General features: G+C 43.4%; 11 protein-coding genes. 4 read left to right on the plus strand and 7 right to left on the minus strand.

The features are described 5' to 3' along the window. Window positions 1-136: 136 nt before the first annotated feature. On the minus strand, window positions 137-2,188 hold the full coding sequence (locus M3636_RS16540; protein WP_251383251.1) for a stalk domain-containing protein: 2,052 nt from the start codon (window positions 2,186-2,188) through the stop codon (window positions 137-139). 532 nt (window positions 2,189-2,720) lie between these two features. On the opposite strand from M3636_RS16540, the gene M3636_RS16545 reads away from it, so the two are divergent. Continuing rightward, the gene (locus tag M3636_RS16545; protein WP_251383252.1) at window positions 2,721-4,148 is read left to right on the plus strand and encodes a pectate lyase family protein; all 1,428 of its coding nucleotides are present in this window, start codon (window positions 2,721-2,723) and stop codon (window positions 4,146-4,148) included. A gap of 114 nt (window positions 4,149-4,262) precedes the next feature. On the opposite strand, the gene M3636_RS16550 is transcribed toward M3636_RS16545, so the two are convergent. From M3636_RS16550 to M3636_RS16575, 6 genes are all read right to left on the minus strand, one after another. Further along, window positions 4,263-5,888 carry an ATP-binding cassette domain-containing protein gene (locus M3636_RS16550; protein ID WP_251383253.1) on the minus strand — a complete coding sequence of 542 codons (1,626 nt, stop codon included), beginning with the start codon at window positions 5,886-5,888 and terminating at the stop codon, window positions 4,263-4,265. Beyond that, a complete protein-coding gene (locus M3636_RS16555) occupies window positions 5,885-6,226 on the minus strand; it encodes a P-loop NTPase family protein (RefSeq protein ID WP_251383254.1) in 342 nt (113 codons plus the stop codon). Before M3636_RS16555 ends, M3636_RS16550 begins: the two co-directional genes overlap by 4 nt. Beyond that, window positions 6,208-7,626, minus strand: a complete 1,419-nt coding sequence (locus M3636_RS16560) for an ABC transporter transmembrane domain-containing protein (protein WP_251383255.1) — start codon at window positions 7,624-7,626, stop codon at window positions 6,208-6,210. The genes M3636_RS16555 and M3636_RS16560 overlap by 19 nt, the downstream gene beginning before the upstream one ends. Before the next feature lie 300 nt (window positions 7,627-7,926). Continuing rightward, on the minus strand, window positions 7,927-8,949 hold the full coding sequence (locus M3636_RS16565; protein ID WP_128104009.1) for a substrate-binding domain-containing protein: 1,023 nt from the start codon (window positions 8,947-8,949) through the stop codon (window positions 7,927-7,929). Window positions 8,950-9,375: 426 nt separating this feature from the next. Continuing rightward, window positions 9,376-10,560, minus strand: coding sequence for a glycoside hydrolase family 130 protein (locus tag M3636_RS16570; RefSeq protein WP_239291163.1), 1,185 nt, complete (start codon window positions 10,558-10,560; stop codon window positions 9,376-9,378). Window positions 10,561-10,562: 2 nt separating this feature from the next. Continuing rightward, window positions 10,563-11,735: an AGE family epimerase/isomerase gene (locus M3636_RS16575; protein WP_251383536.1), complete on the minus strand. Its 1,173-nt coding sequence runs from the start codon at window positions 11,733-11,735 to the stop codon at window positions 10,563-10,565. 241 nt (window positions 11,736-11,976) lie between these two features. Between M3636_RS16575 and M3636_RS16580 the strand changes: the two genes are divergently transcribed. From M3636_RS16580 to M3636_RS16590, 3 genes are all read left to right on the plus strand, one after another. Then, window positions 11,977-13,290: an ABC transporter substrate-binding protein gene (locus M3636_RS16580; RefSeq protein ID WP_251383256.1), complete on the plus strand. Its 1,314-nt coding sequence runs from the start codon at window positions 11,977-11,979 to the stop codon at window positions 13,288-13,290. Window positions 13,291-13,628: 338 nt separating this feature from the next. Beyond that, window positions 13,629-14,516 carry a carbohydrate ABC transporter permease gene (locus tag M3636_RS16585; RefSeq protein ID WP_056703492.1) on the plus strand — a complete coding sequence of 296 codons (888 nt, stop codon included), beginning with the start codon at window positions 13,629-13,631 and terminating at the stop codon, window positions 14,514-14,516. Between the two features lie 2 nt (window positions 14,517-14,518). Further along, a complete protein-coding gene (locus M3636_RS16590; protein WP_128104006.1) occupies window positions 14,519-15,352 on the plus strand; it encodes a carbohydrate ABC transporter permease in 834 nt (277 codons plus the stop codon). The last annotated feature ends 33 nt before the right edge of the window (window positions 15,353-15,385 follow it).

Below are 15,385 nucleotides of genomic sequence, written 5' to 3' on the forward strand. Positions count from 1 at the left end.
AGAATCAAAAAAACTCGCCAATGCCTTTTCTGGCATATTTGTGCGCTACCCTAACCGCGAATAAAAAGAAATCCCGGCACATCATGTCCGGGATTTCTTTTCATTTATGAATGGGAGAGATCGTACAGCTAACGTATCACTTGTTCAGCGAGAGTACCGAAGCATCTTTGATATCGTATAGAGCTCCGCCAGGGGTACTTTTAACGAGTTGGATAATCTGTCTGTAGGCATCACCGTATGATGGGGCGATGGCATCAAATACAATCTCGTCTGCTTTCAGTTTATGAGCTATTCCTTTAATGCTAAAGGAAGACAATGGGGGTGAATCATGGACAGGGGCATCGGTAATGAATATAATCCGTTTGGCGTTGTCGCTGCTGAACTCCGAGAGCTTATTAGTAGCTAAGTTAATAGCCTCCAGTCCAGATTCTTTTATATCTCCTCCGCCAGAAGCCACCAATGTATTCAAATACCCCTTTAACTTATCTTTATCCTGGGTAAAGTCAAAGGACTTCAAATTGTAATCGCCATTTCTGTAAATGTTAACGTCCCGATAGGAAATAACCGCAAAATTCGAACCGGCAGGTACGGAATCAACGAAGCTCTTGACCGTTTCTTTGATGTAGTCGATCACTTCACCCATGCTGCCCGTCACGTCTATAACAAATATAATATCAGAGGGAGTATTAATTCCCTTCGATATGTTATTTAAAATAGGCGAGGTACTTGAAGACCCAGATTCTGTTGTTTTTGTTGCTCCCGTAGCCGGTTCTTCGCTTTCAGCAGATGTAGGAATGGATGGCTTATTTAGAAAAATGGTAACCGAACCAGCTTCTCCGTGCCACTCTACTTCACCTCCGAATGCTTCACTGACGAACCGTAGAGGCACCATGGTTACGCCGTTAATGATCTGTGGTTTTGCACTTAAGGTTACAGCGACACCGTTAATGTAGGCAATTTTAGAGCCAATCGTCAGCACGATAGTCCTGCCTTCTCTAATTGCCGTAACCGTTTGAGTGGAACTGTTCCATGTAACATTGGCTCCCAATGATTCGAAGATTCCTCGAAGAGGCACGAGTATATTCCCCTTGAAATTGGTCGGGGGTTGCTTGTAAACCTGCTTCTCACCTTCAATAAACACCTGAATATTCTTTGGCTTATGGTTGATTGTAACGAATTGAGGAATAGAAGCAGACAATTCGACTGACTGATTGGCCGATTTCAGGTAAAAATAATATCCGCCTGTTGGAAGCCCCAGCTTTCTTAGTGAGAAACTGGAGGTCTTTCCTGGCTCAATCTTTATTTGCCTAACAACCTGTCCGCTTGCATTCTTCACCATCAAATAGGAGGTGTAACCGGAAACGGAGGCTGATTCAGACAGTTTAATGGTAATGGTATTGCCTGATCTGATCGTAATACTGCCGGGATAGCTCTCTCCTGTTGGAATTTGAACAAGAGGCTCCGATGGTTTGTTTGGAGTTGGACTCGGACTCGTTACCGAAGGGCTACCCGATGCTGGATCAGGGGGCGGGTCTACAGCGCCGCTTGAGACTGGACTCTCAATCACTTCTTCAGAAGGAGAGGGTTTACTGGAAATAGAAGCCTTAGGGATATAGAAATAGACTTTGGCACCGGAGTGCGGGACCTGCTGTTTTTCGGATAAGGTTACGGTATTCGTTGTGGCGTTGAAGGTAAATCGGGACGTGGCTACCTTCGTTTGGTCAATGGACAGACTGATCTGTTTGGTTGAATTTAGCGTGTAGTTTAACGACACTGGAAAATTCCGTGTGGAGCCATCTCCCTCAGGCAAGGCAACACCAATATTGCCACCCTCTCCCCACTCAAATCCCGGAATAATGCCGTATTTAATATGAATCTCGGCGCCTCTGTCGGGAGCTTTATTCAAGGTGATGCTATAGTTGGCATAATCCACAACATAGTCCTTGGAGTCCACTTCTATCGCATTGACATACAAGCGCAAAGTGGTATTGGATGCGGTCAACTTGTTCTTCGTTGTAAATCCGAAGACGCGGTTTTCTCCATCACCATCTTTTAGAATATTGATTAAATCATCGTGCTCCCGGAATTCAAGGGAATCAGCAGCGTGCACAATTGCGCTGTGAAGGCCCAAATTGCCAAAAATAAAAATAGAAATAAACGATAACAAGAGCATCTTTCTAAACTTCATCTGCTTCACTCCATTTTATGTAACTTATAGTGCGTGTTCAAAAAGGGTGGTTTTCAGTACCGAGAAGATGGGATGAAGCTAGAAATGGAGTAGCGGAGCGTAGATGGAGCTACGTGAGCAACGGACATTTCGGCTGAATCCCATATTCGATGCTGAGATGCCTCAGGGCATCCTTCGTAATCAAAAGCGGACTTTTTGAACAACCTCTTATAGATAAGTCAGCGGCTGTTTGTCCTATTCATACACTCTATCCACAATGTGGAATTGCCTGCTGCTCTCTCACTTTATCACAGGAAATAGGACTTAACTATATATATCGGAAATGTAGTCATCCTGAAACCAAGTTAAACCCATACGATTCATAGTTGATTACAGTATAACCTCTTACCACATTTGGTTTTTCCACATGGATGTGAGATTAGGATTATTGTTGTAATCGCTTTCAAAATATACAGTGAGGACATGTCCTTCATGACACGGTATGGCAGCGAGGGACGAGCCTTATAATTATGAAATGGGAGGAATGAATGGGATGAGAACAAAATTAAGAAGCTGGTGCAGTGCAGCCTTGGCTGTAACGTTGGGGCTCACACTAATGTCGGGTCCTGCGAGTGTGCAGGCAGCGGGGAATGCAGACTACAATCTCACGGGATTCTCCCAAGGTAACACGGGCGGTGGTATCATCAGTGAGTCGAACACGTCCACGTATAAGAAGGTATACAATGCGACTGACCTTGCGCTAGCGCTGAAGAAGAACTCCGGCATCAAAGTGGTGGAGATTATGAATGATCTGAATTTAGGGTGGAACGAGATTCCGAGTGCAGCGCAGACGTCACCTTTTGCCAAACACAATGATGCCTTAACGCACCCTGTATTGAAACAGACCGGCGTAAGCAAGATTACGATTGACGGTTTTAACGGACTCACTATTTTCTCCGCCAACGGTTCCAAAATTAAACATGCTGCCATCAGCGTGAAACGAAGCTCCAACGTTATTATCCGTAATCTCGAATTTGATGAGCTCTGGGAGTGGGATGAATCCACCAAGGGTGACTACGATAAGAATGACTGGGATTACATCACTCTGGAGGAGAGCAGCGGTGTGTGGATTGATCACTGTACATTTAACAAAGCCTATGACGGACTCGTTGATTCGAAAAAAGGAACCAGCGGCGTGACCATCTCCTGGTCTACCTTCAAGGGCGATGACGGCAGCGCAAACAGTTGGGTTACGCAGCAGATCAATGAGCTGGAAGCCAATAAAGCTTCCTATCCGATGTACAACTACCTGCGCAGCAGTGCGGTGGGTCTCAGTAAAGCGGACATTATCGCCGTCTCCGGACCACAGAAAAAGGGACATCTGGTTGGTTCAACGAGCCTTGAATCCGCGAACGCCAATCTGTCCATGACGCTGCATCATAATCTGTACAAGGATATTCAGGATCGGATGCCGCGTCTGCGCGGAGGCAATGCACATGCTTATAACATTGTCATGGATGCCACGGCAGCGCGGGCTGCCAAAGCCAAAATTACGTCTGCCATGGCAACTGCCATTGCATCTAAAGGATATAAATTTGATATCATCAGCAATGGTGCCATCTCGACCGAAAGCGGAGCAGTTCTCGTTGAGAAATCGGTCATCAAGGATGTGCAGTTCCCGGTTCGTAACAATCAGACCAATCCAGCAGATGCAACATATACGGGCAAAATCCGTGTAACGGATACGATCTATTCGCTGGATGGAAGCTCGTTCCGTGGCAGTAGTGATACTTCTGGCAGTCCACTCGAGCCAATTCCAGCCGTGGTGAAACCATTCTCCTGGAACGGCTTCTCAGCCCTTCCATACAGTTATCAGGTGGATGATCCTTCCACGCTGAATGCACGTCTCACAGCCTCCAACGGCGCAGGTGCAGGCAAGCTCACCTGGTCCAAGGATAATTGGTTGAAGACAAGCTATTAAACTTCAGGCTTATGGTGAGCAGCAAACAAGCTACCCCGCAGTTCTTGACGAGGTAGCTTGTTTAGTTTTTATGACCAGTGCACGTACAAACCTGAATCATGATGTCATTACAGCCTAATGTAGGTCTTCTACCAATACAATATTCCTTTCATGCAATTCCAAAAGAATATCTGCTTTACTCTTGAAATTCATATCATTCGAGATAATGAATTTGGTAGCTTTCGTATTTCTTATCTTTTCGAAAATTTCATATCTATTGTTTTTATCAAGATAACTGAATGCATCGTCCAGCATGAGAAAATCCTTACCATGATGAACAGCTCTGGCGATGGCCACTCGCTGTCTTTGGCCTTCTGAAAGCATATTACCTGAGACTCCCAAATATTGTTCATCAGAAATGTTGAAAATACGATCTGTTTTTATGTTGGCCATATGAAGTGCTGGTTGAGCCTGATCCGCATTTTTAAGAAGCGTAATGTTATCGATTAGAGGTAGATTGAATAAATTATAACGTTGAGGTACGACCCCTATTTGATACTCTGATAAATTGTCCACAATTGTCCCATCCACAATGATTTGACCGCTATATGATGAGAAGCCTAACAGAGCATTGATGAATGTGGATTTCCCCATCCCAGTTTCTCCAGAGATGACGACTAAAGAACCTTTTGGGATAACTAAATTGGGGAGGGGTTCATGATTACAATTCATTGCGAAGTTTCTAAGAATTAAATGCGAGTGATGCTCTATTGTGTTGTCTTGATAACCGACGTTTAGTTTGCTAAAGGTACCTAGGTTACTGTTTTCAACCAAATGATCAACTTTATTCACAATATGCTCGGTTTGTTTATGTGAATTCAGTACGGCTGCAAATAAGTCTAGATAAGCAAACCCAAAGCCAATATAACTAATAAAGAGTGTAAGGTCACCAATGGAGAGCTCGCCACTTTTTAGATAACGAATAGACAGCATTAAGACGACAAAGATACTTAGGTAATTAACAAATGTGACCCCTGTAGTAATAGAGAAGGAGAACAGAGTTTGTTTCAACTGGGTGGATAAACTTTTCTTACCCAACCATTTCAATCGATTACTCAGTAAATTCTCTTGATCCAGATACTTATACGTATCCCTATTGGACATAACGTCATGTACAAATTGTTGATAGTTAAGAGCGGCCGTACGATTATCTGCAAACTTATCTTTCCATTTGTTTCTGACAAAATAAATGCCGATATTAAACAAGACAAGCGGAAGGATCGAATACAATGTTAATCTCCAATTAATCGTCCACATGATCATTAAAGCTACGATAAAAAATATGATTTTATTTACCAATTCAAGTATGCTGCATAACTTGTATTCAACTAATTTGAGATCGCTATTAGTTATTGTTAATGCGGTTGAGGCAGTCACATCTGCTTTATTTTCGTTAAGTAAAATTCTATTGATGAAAGAGACCACCATAGTTTTGCTTGCTCGAAAACGAATCTTGGTTTCAAGTAAGCCCAGTCGGTAGAATAAGAAATTTTGAAGCACAATGAGAAGTAAAATGCCTAACAATAGTAATGACAAAGACTTGAAATAATTATTATTTAATTGGTCAAATACAATTTTGATAACCCAACCGAGTAATAGAGGGATCAGACTGCTAACTAACCCCAATATAAAAGTAATCGTGTATTGCTTAGGCGTGATTAAAAGAAGCGACTTATTAATAGAATCCTTTGTACTACTCATGCTTCTCCCCCTGACAAATGCAAACCATACCGTTGTCTATCAAGTCTATCTAATACAGTGTGTGCTTTATCGTTCGCAATGACCGTCCCTTTTTCCATAACAATGATATTGTTGCAATTTTTCAGTCGCTCAACGTTATGTGAAATCATAATTAAAGTCGTATTCTCACTGATTTCTTTCAAAATATCAAAGAAATAATATTCGATTTTCTCATCAATATTAGATAACGCCTCATCGAAGATGATTAGTTTTTTTGGTTTGAAAACCAACCTGAAAAGATAAATCAGCTGTTTTTCGCCTACTGATAATTCCTGTAAATTTATTTTTTTGTGTAGCAAATCATTTTGCTCAAACTGCTTAAAATAAGGCTTATTTGCTTGAATTGATACTTTTCTATGAAGTGCAGTACCTGGTGATCTGAGATCCCATCATCAAATAAAGTTAGATTATCTTTTAATGAACCTTCAAATAACTTATCGTTAATACTCATCAGACAAATATGTCTTTGGATCTCTGTCAAACTTAATTCATTGATATCAACGCCAGAGATATACACACTATGATTAGGACAAGGTAGTTGCTTAGTTAGCAACAAACTTAGCGTACTTTTCCCGCTGCCAGAGACACCGATAATACCCAGAGATTCACCAGCCTCAAGAGTGAAGTTGATATCTTCTAGTACGGACTTGTCGTCTTCGTAGGAAAACCTTAACTGCTTCACAGTTACACTTACTAATTCATCAGGCAAATGTTGATTCCCTTGAGCTACACTGCTTTGATACTCCAAAATATCAGTCAACCTACTCATAGCTTGCTTTACTAGTAGATAATTATTGATATGATACTGGATGGTCTCAAGAGGTTGCTTCAGTTGTTGACTGTAGTTGTACACCAAATATACGGTGCCTAGAGAAATAACCCCAAAGAAGTAGAGTGTCCCACCTAATCCCAAAGCTAATACATTGGTTAATGAAATGAAAAATAGAGAAATAATCCAAATCGTATAAATATACTTTTGCGAAGCTAATTTGTAAGGAAATAATTCGTCCATAGAAGAAGCAAGCTTGGATGTGAAAGCATTAACTCCGTTCATAGCTTTGATTTCTTTTCTTGCAAATACAATTTCATTGATCAGACTTGAAATCTCAGATTCAACAGATCTCTCTTTGCCTAACACATTGCTTTTTTTATTTTGTGTTTTATAAATAACAAAGGATGCAAAACTAAAGTAAGTGATAAAGAACAGGCCTAGAACGAAGCTTTCATTAACAACTACGATCACAATCGCAAGCATAGTTACCGCATCTATAATTGTGGGCAATAATGTTCTGGTAATAAAATAATTAATTTCTGAAATGTCTGTTGAGAGGTAATCCATTATTTTGCCAACACCGTATTTTTGTTCAAAAGCTTTGTCGTAATGTTTCATTCTATTAAGGCATGTAATACGAATTTCTTCGCAAATGTTCCAGGTTACTCTATTAGAGTAATAAGCATTTAGTAATTTTAATACATAGTTAAAAAAAGTAATGACCAAAAAACTAATGGCTAACTGGAAAAGCTGCAAAACCTCTGCGCTGGTTGTAGCATTGTCTATAAATCTTTGAATAATAATTGGAGTGAGTGTTTCACAAGCACCAATAATGATGAGTAAGAGAAGCAATACACATAAATGTAATTTGTTCTGTTTTAACAAGCTTCTGAACCAATGGGGTAGAATAACTACTTTTTTCGCCACTATCCTTGTTCTCCTTCGCTTTATATGGATTCAGGATCTACTATGTTCTCTCTAATAAGATTGAAGTATGTAATAAAATATTAAATTTAAAATAAAAACCAATATATACTATTATTGTTAATATGAGATGTATGTACCTAATCTAGACTTGATACAATGATTAGTCAATGTGAAATTTAGAATATTTCCATTCCCAAGTACAAATCAAAGGTATCTATGCGCGTTAATTAAGAAAATATGTGAACGAACCAAGCAAAAAAAGTGCTCCCAGCCACTATGGCCGGAAGCACTTATTATCTTTTATATCGAAGTTGGCGATTGAATCTCCAGAGTTTCAGGCGCAGCACTAACGGAATCCCGATAGATGATGTTGCCCTTCACATGCACGCGGCCGAAATTGCGGTTCGGGTTGTCGACCTTCTTCAGCATCGACTGAACAGCGGTACGTGCCATCTGTTCTACATCGACCTCAACTGTCGTGAGTTTAGGTTCGGAGAGCAGGGCATAGATATCGTTATCGAATCCAACAACAGAGCATTGCTGAGGCACCTGAATACCCATCGATGTCAGCTTTTGAACAAGCAGATGAGCGACCTGATCACAGTTACAGACAAACGCCGTAGGCAGAGAATCAGGCAGATCGATCTCAATGAATGTTCCGCGTTCGTCCCGATCATTCAGGATGAGCTCAGGGTTCATTGGCATGCGATGCTCCAAGAGTGATTTGTAATACCCGAGGAAGCGATCTTGGATACTGCTGGTGGAGTATAGGTTGCCCACATAAGCAATACTGCGGTGTCCTTGTTGTACGAGAACATTCGTAAGTTCATAAGCAGCATAGAAGTTATCGGTTACAACAGAATCGATATCGGAATGCTCATCGTAGAAGTCGAGGAACATTTTGGGGACATCCATCGAGCGCACCAGTTCAATGTACTCTTTGCTGATCTGACCAAGCACGATGAAGCCATCGACCTTATTGTCACTGTACAGCTTGGGCAACGTTAATCCTTCTTCATCCTCTTCATTAAGAATGTGCAGAATACCGTAGTAGCCCTGATCCTCTAAGTGTCTTGTAATGCGTTGGAACACGCGTACATAGAACGATTGCGTAGGTCCGGTAAAACGTTCAGGGATGATTACCCCGATATTATGAGTTAGGCCTTCCTTCATAGAGCGGGCAGTGGCATTATACCGATAGCCCATCTCTACGGCAAGCACTTTAATCTTTTCTTTTAATTCGTCACTGACACCATCTTTATCATTCAACGCTTTCGAGACGGTCACACTGCTGACCCCGAGCCTGTCGGCGATATCCCGCATGGTGATATTGTTCTTCAGCTTTGGTCGCCTCCTTCAAGCTGGTCTAAGTACAATGTGCTGTCATTATGAGGTTTCACTCTTTTAAACATAATAACAATCCATACTAGAGGTAGTTCAAAAAGTCCGCTTTTGATTACGAAGGATGCCTGGCGGCATCTCAGCGTCGAAGATGGAATTCAGCCGAAATGTCCGTTGCTCACGTAGCTCCATCTACGCTCCGCTACTCCATTTCTAGCTTTATCCCATCTTCTCGGTACTAAAAACCGACCTTGTTGAACACGCACTAATAGTATACCCTGTTACTTCCTTCGAATAAAGCAATTCCGGCTGTTATTTTTACGATTTTTAGCATAAATTGCGTTCCCATGAAGACGGTTGCACCCATGTGAAGTTTATTACTTCTGTTGAAGTGCTGGAATCTGAAGCTTACTTTTGAACAACGTGCAGAAGCTTCTCATTCTGTTCGATCAGATCAGCACGCTGGATAGCACAGTCCAGAGAACGATATGGATCGGCAGGTGTGTTGAATGTGTAATCAACCAGTTGTTCCAGCGTTGTTGTTGCCACATGACAACGAGTATCGCTGGACGCGTAATAGATAAAGACTTCGTTCTTCTCATTAACGACAGCACCATTGCAGAAAATAACATTGGATACATCACCCACACGCTCGTCATCATAAGGTGCGATGAAATGTCCGCCTGGCTTAGCGATAATTTTAGCTGGATCAGCTAAATCTGTGGCAAAAGTGTACAGCACATAACGTAAGCCAGCTGCTGTATTACGCACACCATGTGCAATATGAATCCAGCCACGATCTGTTTTGATTGGGGCAGGACCCTGTCCGTTTTTGACTTCATATACGGTATGGTACTTACGCTCATCAATGATGGTCTCTTCATCGATAACGGGATTCAGGATGTCATCACATAGACCGAAGGCGATGCCGCCACCACTTCCTGTTGAGATAAATCCGTCCTGTGGACGCGTGTAGAAGGCGTATTTGCCCCCGACGAATTCGGGATGGAGCACAACATTTCGCTGCTGAGGGGAGTTCGTTGTAATGTTAGGCAGGCGTTCCCAGCTGACCAGATCACGGGTACGTACAAGCCCAGCTTGAGCGACCGCACTGGATGTGTCGAAGGCAGGGGCATCTGGGTCTTTACGCTCTGAACAATAGATACCGTAAATCCAACCATCCTCATGCTGAACGAGTCGCATATCGTACTGATTGGTCTCATCCTTATCGATATCTTCCCAGACTAACGGCTTACCTGTGAACCGAAACCCATCAATCCCGTTATCACTTTCAGCGAGAGCGAAGATCGACTTGCGGTCAAGCCCTTCTGTCCGGATCACCATAACGTATTTGCCATTGAAGTAGATGGCTCCCGGATTCAGTGTTGCATTGATGCCCAGTCGCTCCATGAAATGTGGATTGGTCGTTTCGTTCAGATCAAATCTCCAGTGCAAAGGCACATGATGGCGGGTGATTACGGGGTACAGGTACCGATCATATACGCCGTTGTAGAAGGAAGAATCGATCTCATTAGAACGTGACAGAAGCTGCTCCTGTTTCTCCAATAGCTCATTGTATTTCGGGTGTATCATGCTTATCCCATCCTCTCAATTAATTCAATGCAAAATCGGCTGTTGTGATACGGGCATTTCCAAGGCCCGGCAACCTCGTGCTGATCGGGTGTACCGTTTCCATCAACCGACCAATGCCATTCCCCACCTGCGCGATGGTCAACGATGTGTTCTTTGGTGTAGGCCCACAGCCGTTCGACTCTTTCAAGAAACTGTGGATCACCCGTGCGTTGATATGCGTTATAGAATCCAACCATGGCTTCGGCCTGAACCCACCAGATCCGCGTTTCATCGACATGCTCGCCCTCTTGTTCATTCATCAGTGATCCATCCGCTTGTACAGCGACGTTCGAGATGTTGTAGGCGATATCTGTAACCATCGCGGCGTACGCGGGATGTTGTTCAAGTCCCAGCACATTCAGGGCATCGTCAATCAGCCAGCTTGCTTCGATGTCGTGTCCGAACGAGCGTAGGTCAATGATGGATTCCCACTGTTTGTTGAAAAATACCCCGAGAAACTTCGTGTTCTGGTCGTATACACGTTCATACAGTATAGCGAGCAGGCGCTCCAACGCCGCCTTCACCTGTGCATCCGGCCACACCCTGTAGAGGGTGGTATAGGCTTCTAACACATGGATATGTGTATTCATCGTATAATCCGCAATGACCCCGTTTTCGCTTAACATTTCATTCGGTTGTTCGTTCCAGAATCGATCGAATTGTTCCCTGTAGGCAGGTATATCCGAGTGCAATCCCTTCGTCTCAATCAGAGCAAAAAGCGTTTTCGCAAGTTCCAGTGCTGAATCATCTCCGGTCGCCCGGTAGTACTCACTTAATGCGTATACACCAAACGATTGCGTATAGACATGTTTACTCGTATCCAGTGGATTTCCTACAGCATCGACCATCCAGTACATCCCGCCATACTCCGGATCGATCACATGGTCTGCGAGAAAACGATAAGCATGTTCGGCGTGCTCACGCCAGATGTCTTGCCCGGTTACGCGGTAGGCTGCTGCAAACGACCAGAGCTGCCGTGCTGTAGCGATCCCGCCCTTTGGTGCCTGGCGATCCACTTGAAGATCATTACCGACCCAACCGTAGAACCCACCGTTCGTTGTATCCTTCAGATTAGACCAGAAAGGTAAAATCTTCTTCTCCCAATGCTCCGTTATTTCGGATTGAAGCTGAATCATATTTACAGTCATTCAGAGCGCTCCTTCAGTAGCATGCAAAATATAAAAAAAAAATAAATTAAGTTATCGTTAACTTTATAGGTTAATATTAGTGCGCTAAAATTTCCTTGTCAACGGATTCAGACTTAAATTTTTATAAAAGATATGAAATAAATCAATTGACACGTAAGCGTTACCATAATAGAATCGAACTTGTAACCTTAACGATAACTTAACAGATTTATGAAAGGGGTCGAAACAATTGAGAAAAAACAAAGGCTGGATGATGCTGCTAACGATGCTGCTCATTACTTCGCTGCTTGCTGCATGTTCATCAGGAGGTGGATCTTCGCAAGCGGGAGAGGAAATTAGTACTGATCCTGCGGATATTAAGGGCGAAATCACCGTGCTGACGCAACGTACAGATATTGTTGATACCGTATTCAAAGATTACGCAGCTGAATTCAATAAGGAGTATCCGGATGTGAAAGTGAGCTTCCAGGCTCTGGCGGATTATGAAGGACAAGTGAAAATTCGGATGAGCACCAAGGATTATGGTGACGTACTGATGATTCCGACGAGTGTTCCTATCGCCGATATCCCTGACTTTTTTGAACCACTAGGTACTTACGATGAATTGAAAGATAAATACACAGCGATCGAAGAGCGTATGGTGGATGGTCAAGTGTATGGTATTCCTACAGTCATCACATTCTCCGGCATCATTTACAACAAACAAGTGTTCAAGGATGCAGGTATCGCTGAAGTACCTAAGACGCCTGAGCAATTCCAGGCAGCGCTTCAATTGGTGAAAGACAACACAGATGCGATTCCACTCTATACGAACTATGCTTCTGGCTGGGCGCTGACACAATGGGAAGCTGATCTGCCAACCGTTGCAGGCAGCATTGATTACGTTAACGTGGATCAACCGAATACGGATGATAACTTTGTTCCAGGACAACCGCACTATGAATTGTACAAAGTGCTGTATGATGCAGCCAAGAGCGGTCTGATCGAGAAAGATCCAACCACGACAGACTGGGAAAGCTCCAAAGCAGATTTGGCTAATGGCAAAATCGCAACGATGGCGCTGGGTTCATGGGCAATTACACAGATTCAAGGGTTAACGGATACACCGGATAACATCGGATTCTTGCCTTTCCCTACGAATGCTAGTGATGTCATTGTTCCGTTGTCAGCCGATTACAACATCGGTATGAATGTGAACAGCGAGAACAAACCTGCTGCCAAAGCATGGATTGACTGGTTCCTTGAGAAGTCCAATTATGCAGTTGAACAAGGTGGAGGTATGAGTGCAGACAAGAGCGCCGAACTGCCACCAATCTTGGATCAATACAAAGATGTACAGTTCTCTACGCTGACTCCTGCCAAAGAGGGTCAAGAAGGCCTGATGGACAAAATCGACAACGAGGGTGAAATTGGTCTCTGGCAGCCTGACTTCAAGAAACGCATTATCGAAGCAGCCATCGGCAACCGTAGTGAATCGTATGACGACATCATGAAAGACCTCAATGACAAGTGGGTAAAAGCACGTGCAGAAGTCGCGCAATAAAGTCCGCTTTTGATTACGAAGGATGCCTTGCGGCATCTCAGCGTCGAATATGGGATTCAGCCGAAATGTCCGTTGCTCACGTAGCTTAATCTACGCTCCGCTACTCCATTTCTATCTTCATCCCATCTTCTCGGTACTGAAAACCGACCTTTTTGAACGCGCGCTTAAAACAAGGCAAGTGTATTGAACAGCAGATGTACTGCGGGGAGTATACGGTTAAGGATTGGCACCGAGAAACTTGAAGGTTGTTTTTCTATAAACCGCTCCCCGCAGTTATTCCGCATATTATAGAGAGTTTTTGATACAAAGCGGTAGAACCGCTTGGAGGTGTGGAGAGCATGAAATACTTGAAGTTATCCAACTGGGGCTACTCAGCGCAACGCATATTTATTATATGTGCCTTCTCGATCATTCCGCTGGCACTGTTGTTCACGTTTGCCTACTTGCCTGTTATCAACATGTTCAAATACAGCTTTACCGACTGGAATGGATACAGCAAACGGTTCGACTACGTTGGATTCGAGAACTATACCCGAATTTTTAAAGACCCCGAGTACTTTAAAGTATTTATTGTCAGCCTGTACTATTTCGTAGCCACGTTTGTACAGATGGGTCTGGCGCTTTATTTTGCAACGATACTAAGTTTCAAGGTCCGTGGTAAAAACTTCTTCAAAGGCATTTTATTTTTCCCTTACTTATTAAATGGTGTTGCGATCGGATTCATCTTCCTGTTCTTCTTCAAACCGGACGGTACACTCGATACCATCATGCAAGCCGTTGGACTTGGACAATACACCCAGCTATGGCTCGGTAATCCGAACATCATTAACGTGTCTCTCGCAGGTGCATCCGTATGGAGATACATGGGATTTAACTTTATTATTTTCCTAGGTGCCATCTCTTCCATCCCGAAAGATGTATACGAAGCATCGGATATTGACGGTGCCAACCGTTGGCAACAGTTCCGCCATATTATCCTGCCGAGTATTACTCGCATCCTGCAGCTCAATCTGATTTTGGCGATTAGCGGCGCAATCAGTGCGTTCGATATTCCATATATTATGACGGACGGTTCCAACGGCAGTATGACCTTTGTCATTCAGACAGTTCATCTGGCCTTTAAGTACGGCAAACTGGGACTCGCATCAGCCATGGCCGTTGTGCTGCTTCTGATCGTTATTCTCGTTACGCTCGTTCAGCGTGTCACCATGAAAGGAGATGAATAAACGTGCACCAAGTCAAATACACACTTGCAAGCATCGTTAAGTATGCTTCGCTAATTCTCGCAGCGTTTATTGCGCTTCTGCCCATCGTGGTGATCCTGTTCGCATCCCTCAAGACCAATGCTGAATATGCGACTACCAGCCCGCTTACACCGCCAGCCGACTGGCTGAACTTTGCCAACTATTCCAGAGCGTTTGTGGACGGCAATATGCTCGTTGGTTTCAAAAATACAATTATTATCCTTCTCATCTCGATTGTGGGTGCAACCTTAACCGGTTCCATGATTGCGTATGTACTGGATCGATTCAAATTTAAAGGCAAAAAAATTATGGTTGCTGCATTCCTGCTGGCTACCCTGATCCCAAGCGTAACGACACAAGTCGCTACGTTCCAGATCATTAACGCCCTCGACCTGTTCAATACACGCTGGGCAGCTATTGTGATGTATCTGGGTACAGATATCATTGCCGTATACATCTTCCTGCAATTCCTGGGCTCCATCTCCAGTGCGCTGGATGAATCCGCCATGCTGGACGGCGCTTCGTATCTCACCATTTATTGGAGAATCATTCTACCGCTTCTGAAACCGGCTATTGTCACGGTTATTATCGTCAAAGGCGTGAACATCTACAATGACTTCTATACACCGTTCCTGTACATGCCGAAGGACAGTTTGCAAGTTATATCCACCGCCTTGTTCAAGTTCAAGGGACCCTTCGGATCACAGTGGGAGGTTATTAGCGCCGGGATTATGATCGCCATTGTTCCAACCATGATCATCTTCCTGATGCTCCAGAAATACATCTACAACGGCTTCGCGCAAGGTTCCGTGAAATAAAAATCGTGAATGAATGCTGAAATAAAATCCGAA

Origin of the sequence: Paenibacillus sp. MER 99-2 (assembly GCF_023714095.1) — a bacterium.
In the GTDB taxonomy this organism is placed as follows: Bacteria; Bacillota; Bacilli; order Paenibacillales; family Paenibacillaceae; genus Paenibacillus.

Bases quoted from the DNA above. Each gene is read 5' to 3' on its own strand.
- M3636_RS16570 (WP_239291163.1), bottom strand. From the start codon at position 10,560: ATGATACACCCGAAATACAATGAGCTATTGGAGAAACAGGAGCAGCTT.
- M3636_RS16550 (WP_251383253.1), bottom strand. From the start codon at position 5,888: ATGAGTAGTACAAAGGATTCTATTAATAAGTCGCTTCTTTTAATCACG.
- M3636_RS16575 (WP_251383536.1), bottom strand. From the start codon at position 11,735: ATGATTCAGCTTCAATCCGAAATAACGGAGCATTGGGAGAAGAAGATT.
- M3636_RS16585 (WP_056703492.1), top strand. From the start codon at position 13,629: ATGAAATACTTGAAGTTATCCAACTGGGGCTACTCAGCGCAACGCATA.
- M3636_RS16565 (WP_128104009.1), bottom strand. From the start codon at position 8,949: ATGCGGGATATCGCCGACAGGCTCGGGGTCAGCAGTGTGACCGTCTCG.
- M3636_RS16545 (WP_251383252.1), top strand. From the start codon at position 2,721: ATGAGAACAAAATTAAGAAGCTGGTGCAGTGCAGCCTTGGCTGTAACG.
- M3636_RS16540 (WP_251383251.1), bottom strand. From the start codon at position 2,188: ATGAAGTTTAGAAAGATGCTCTTGTTATCGTTTATTTCTATTTTTATT.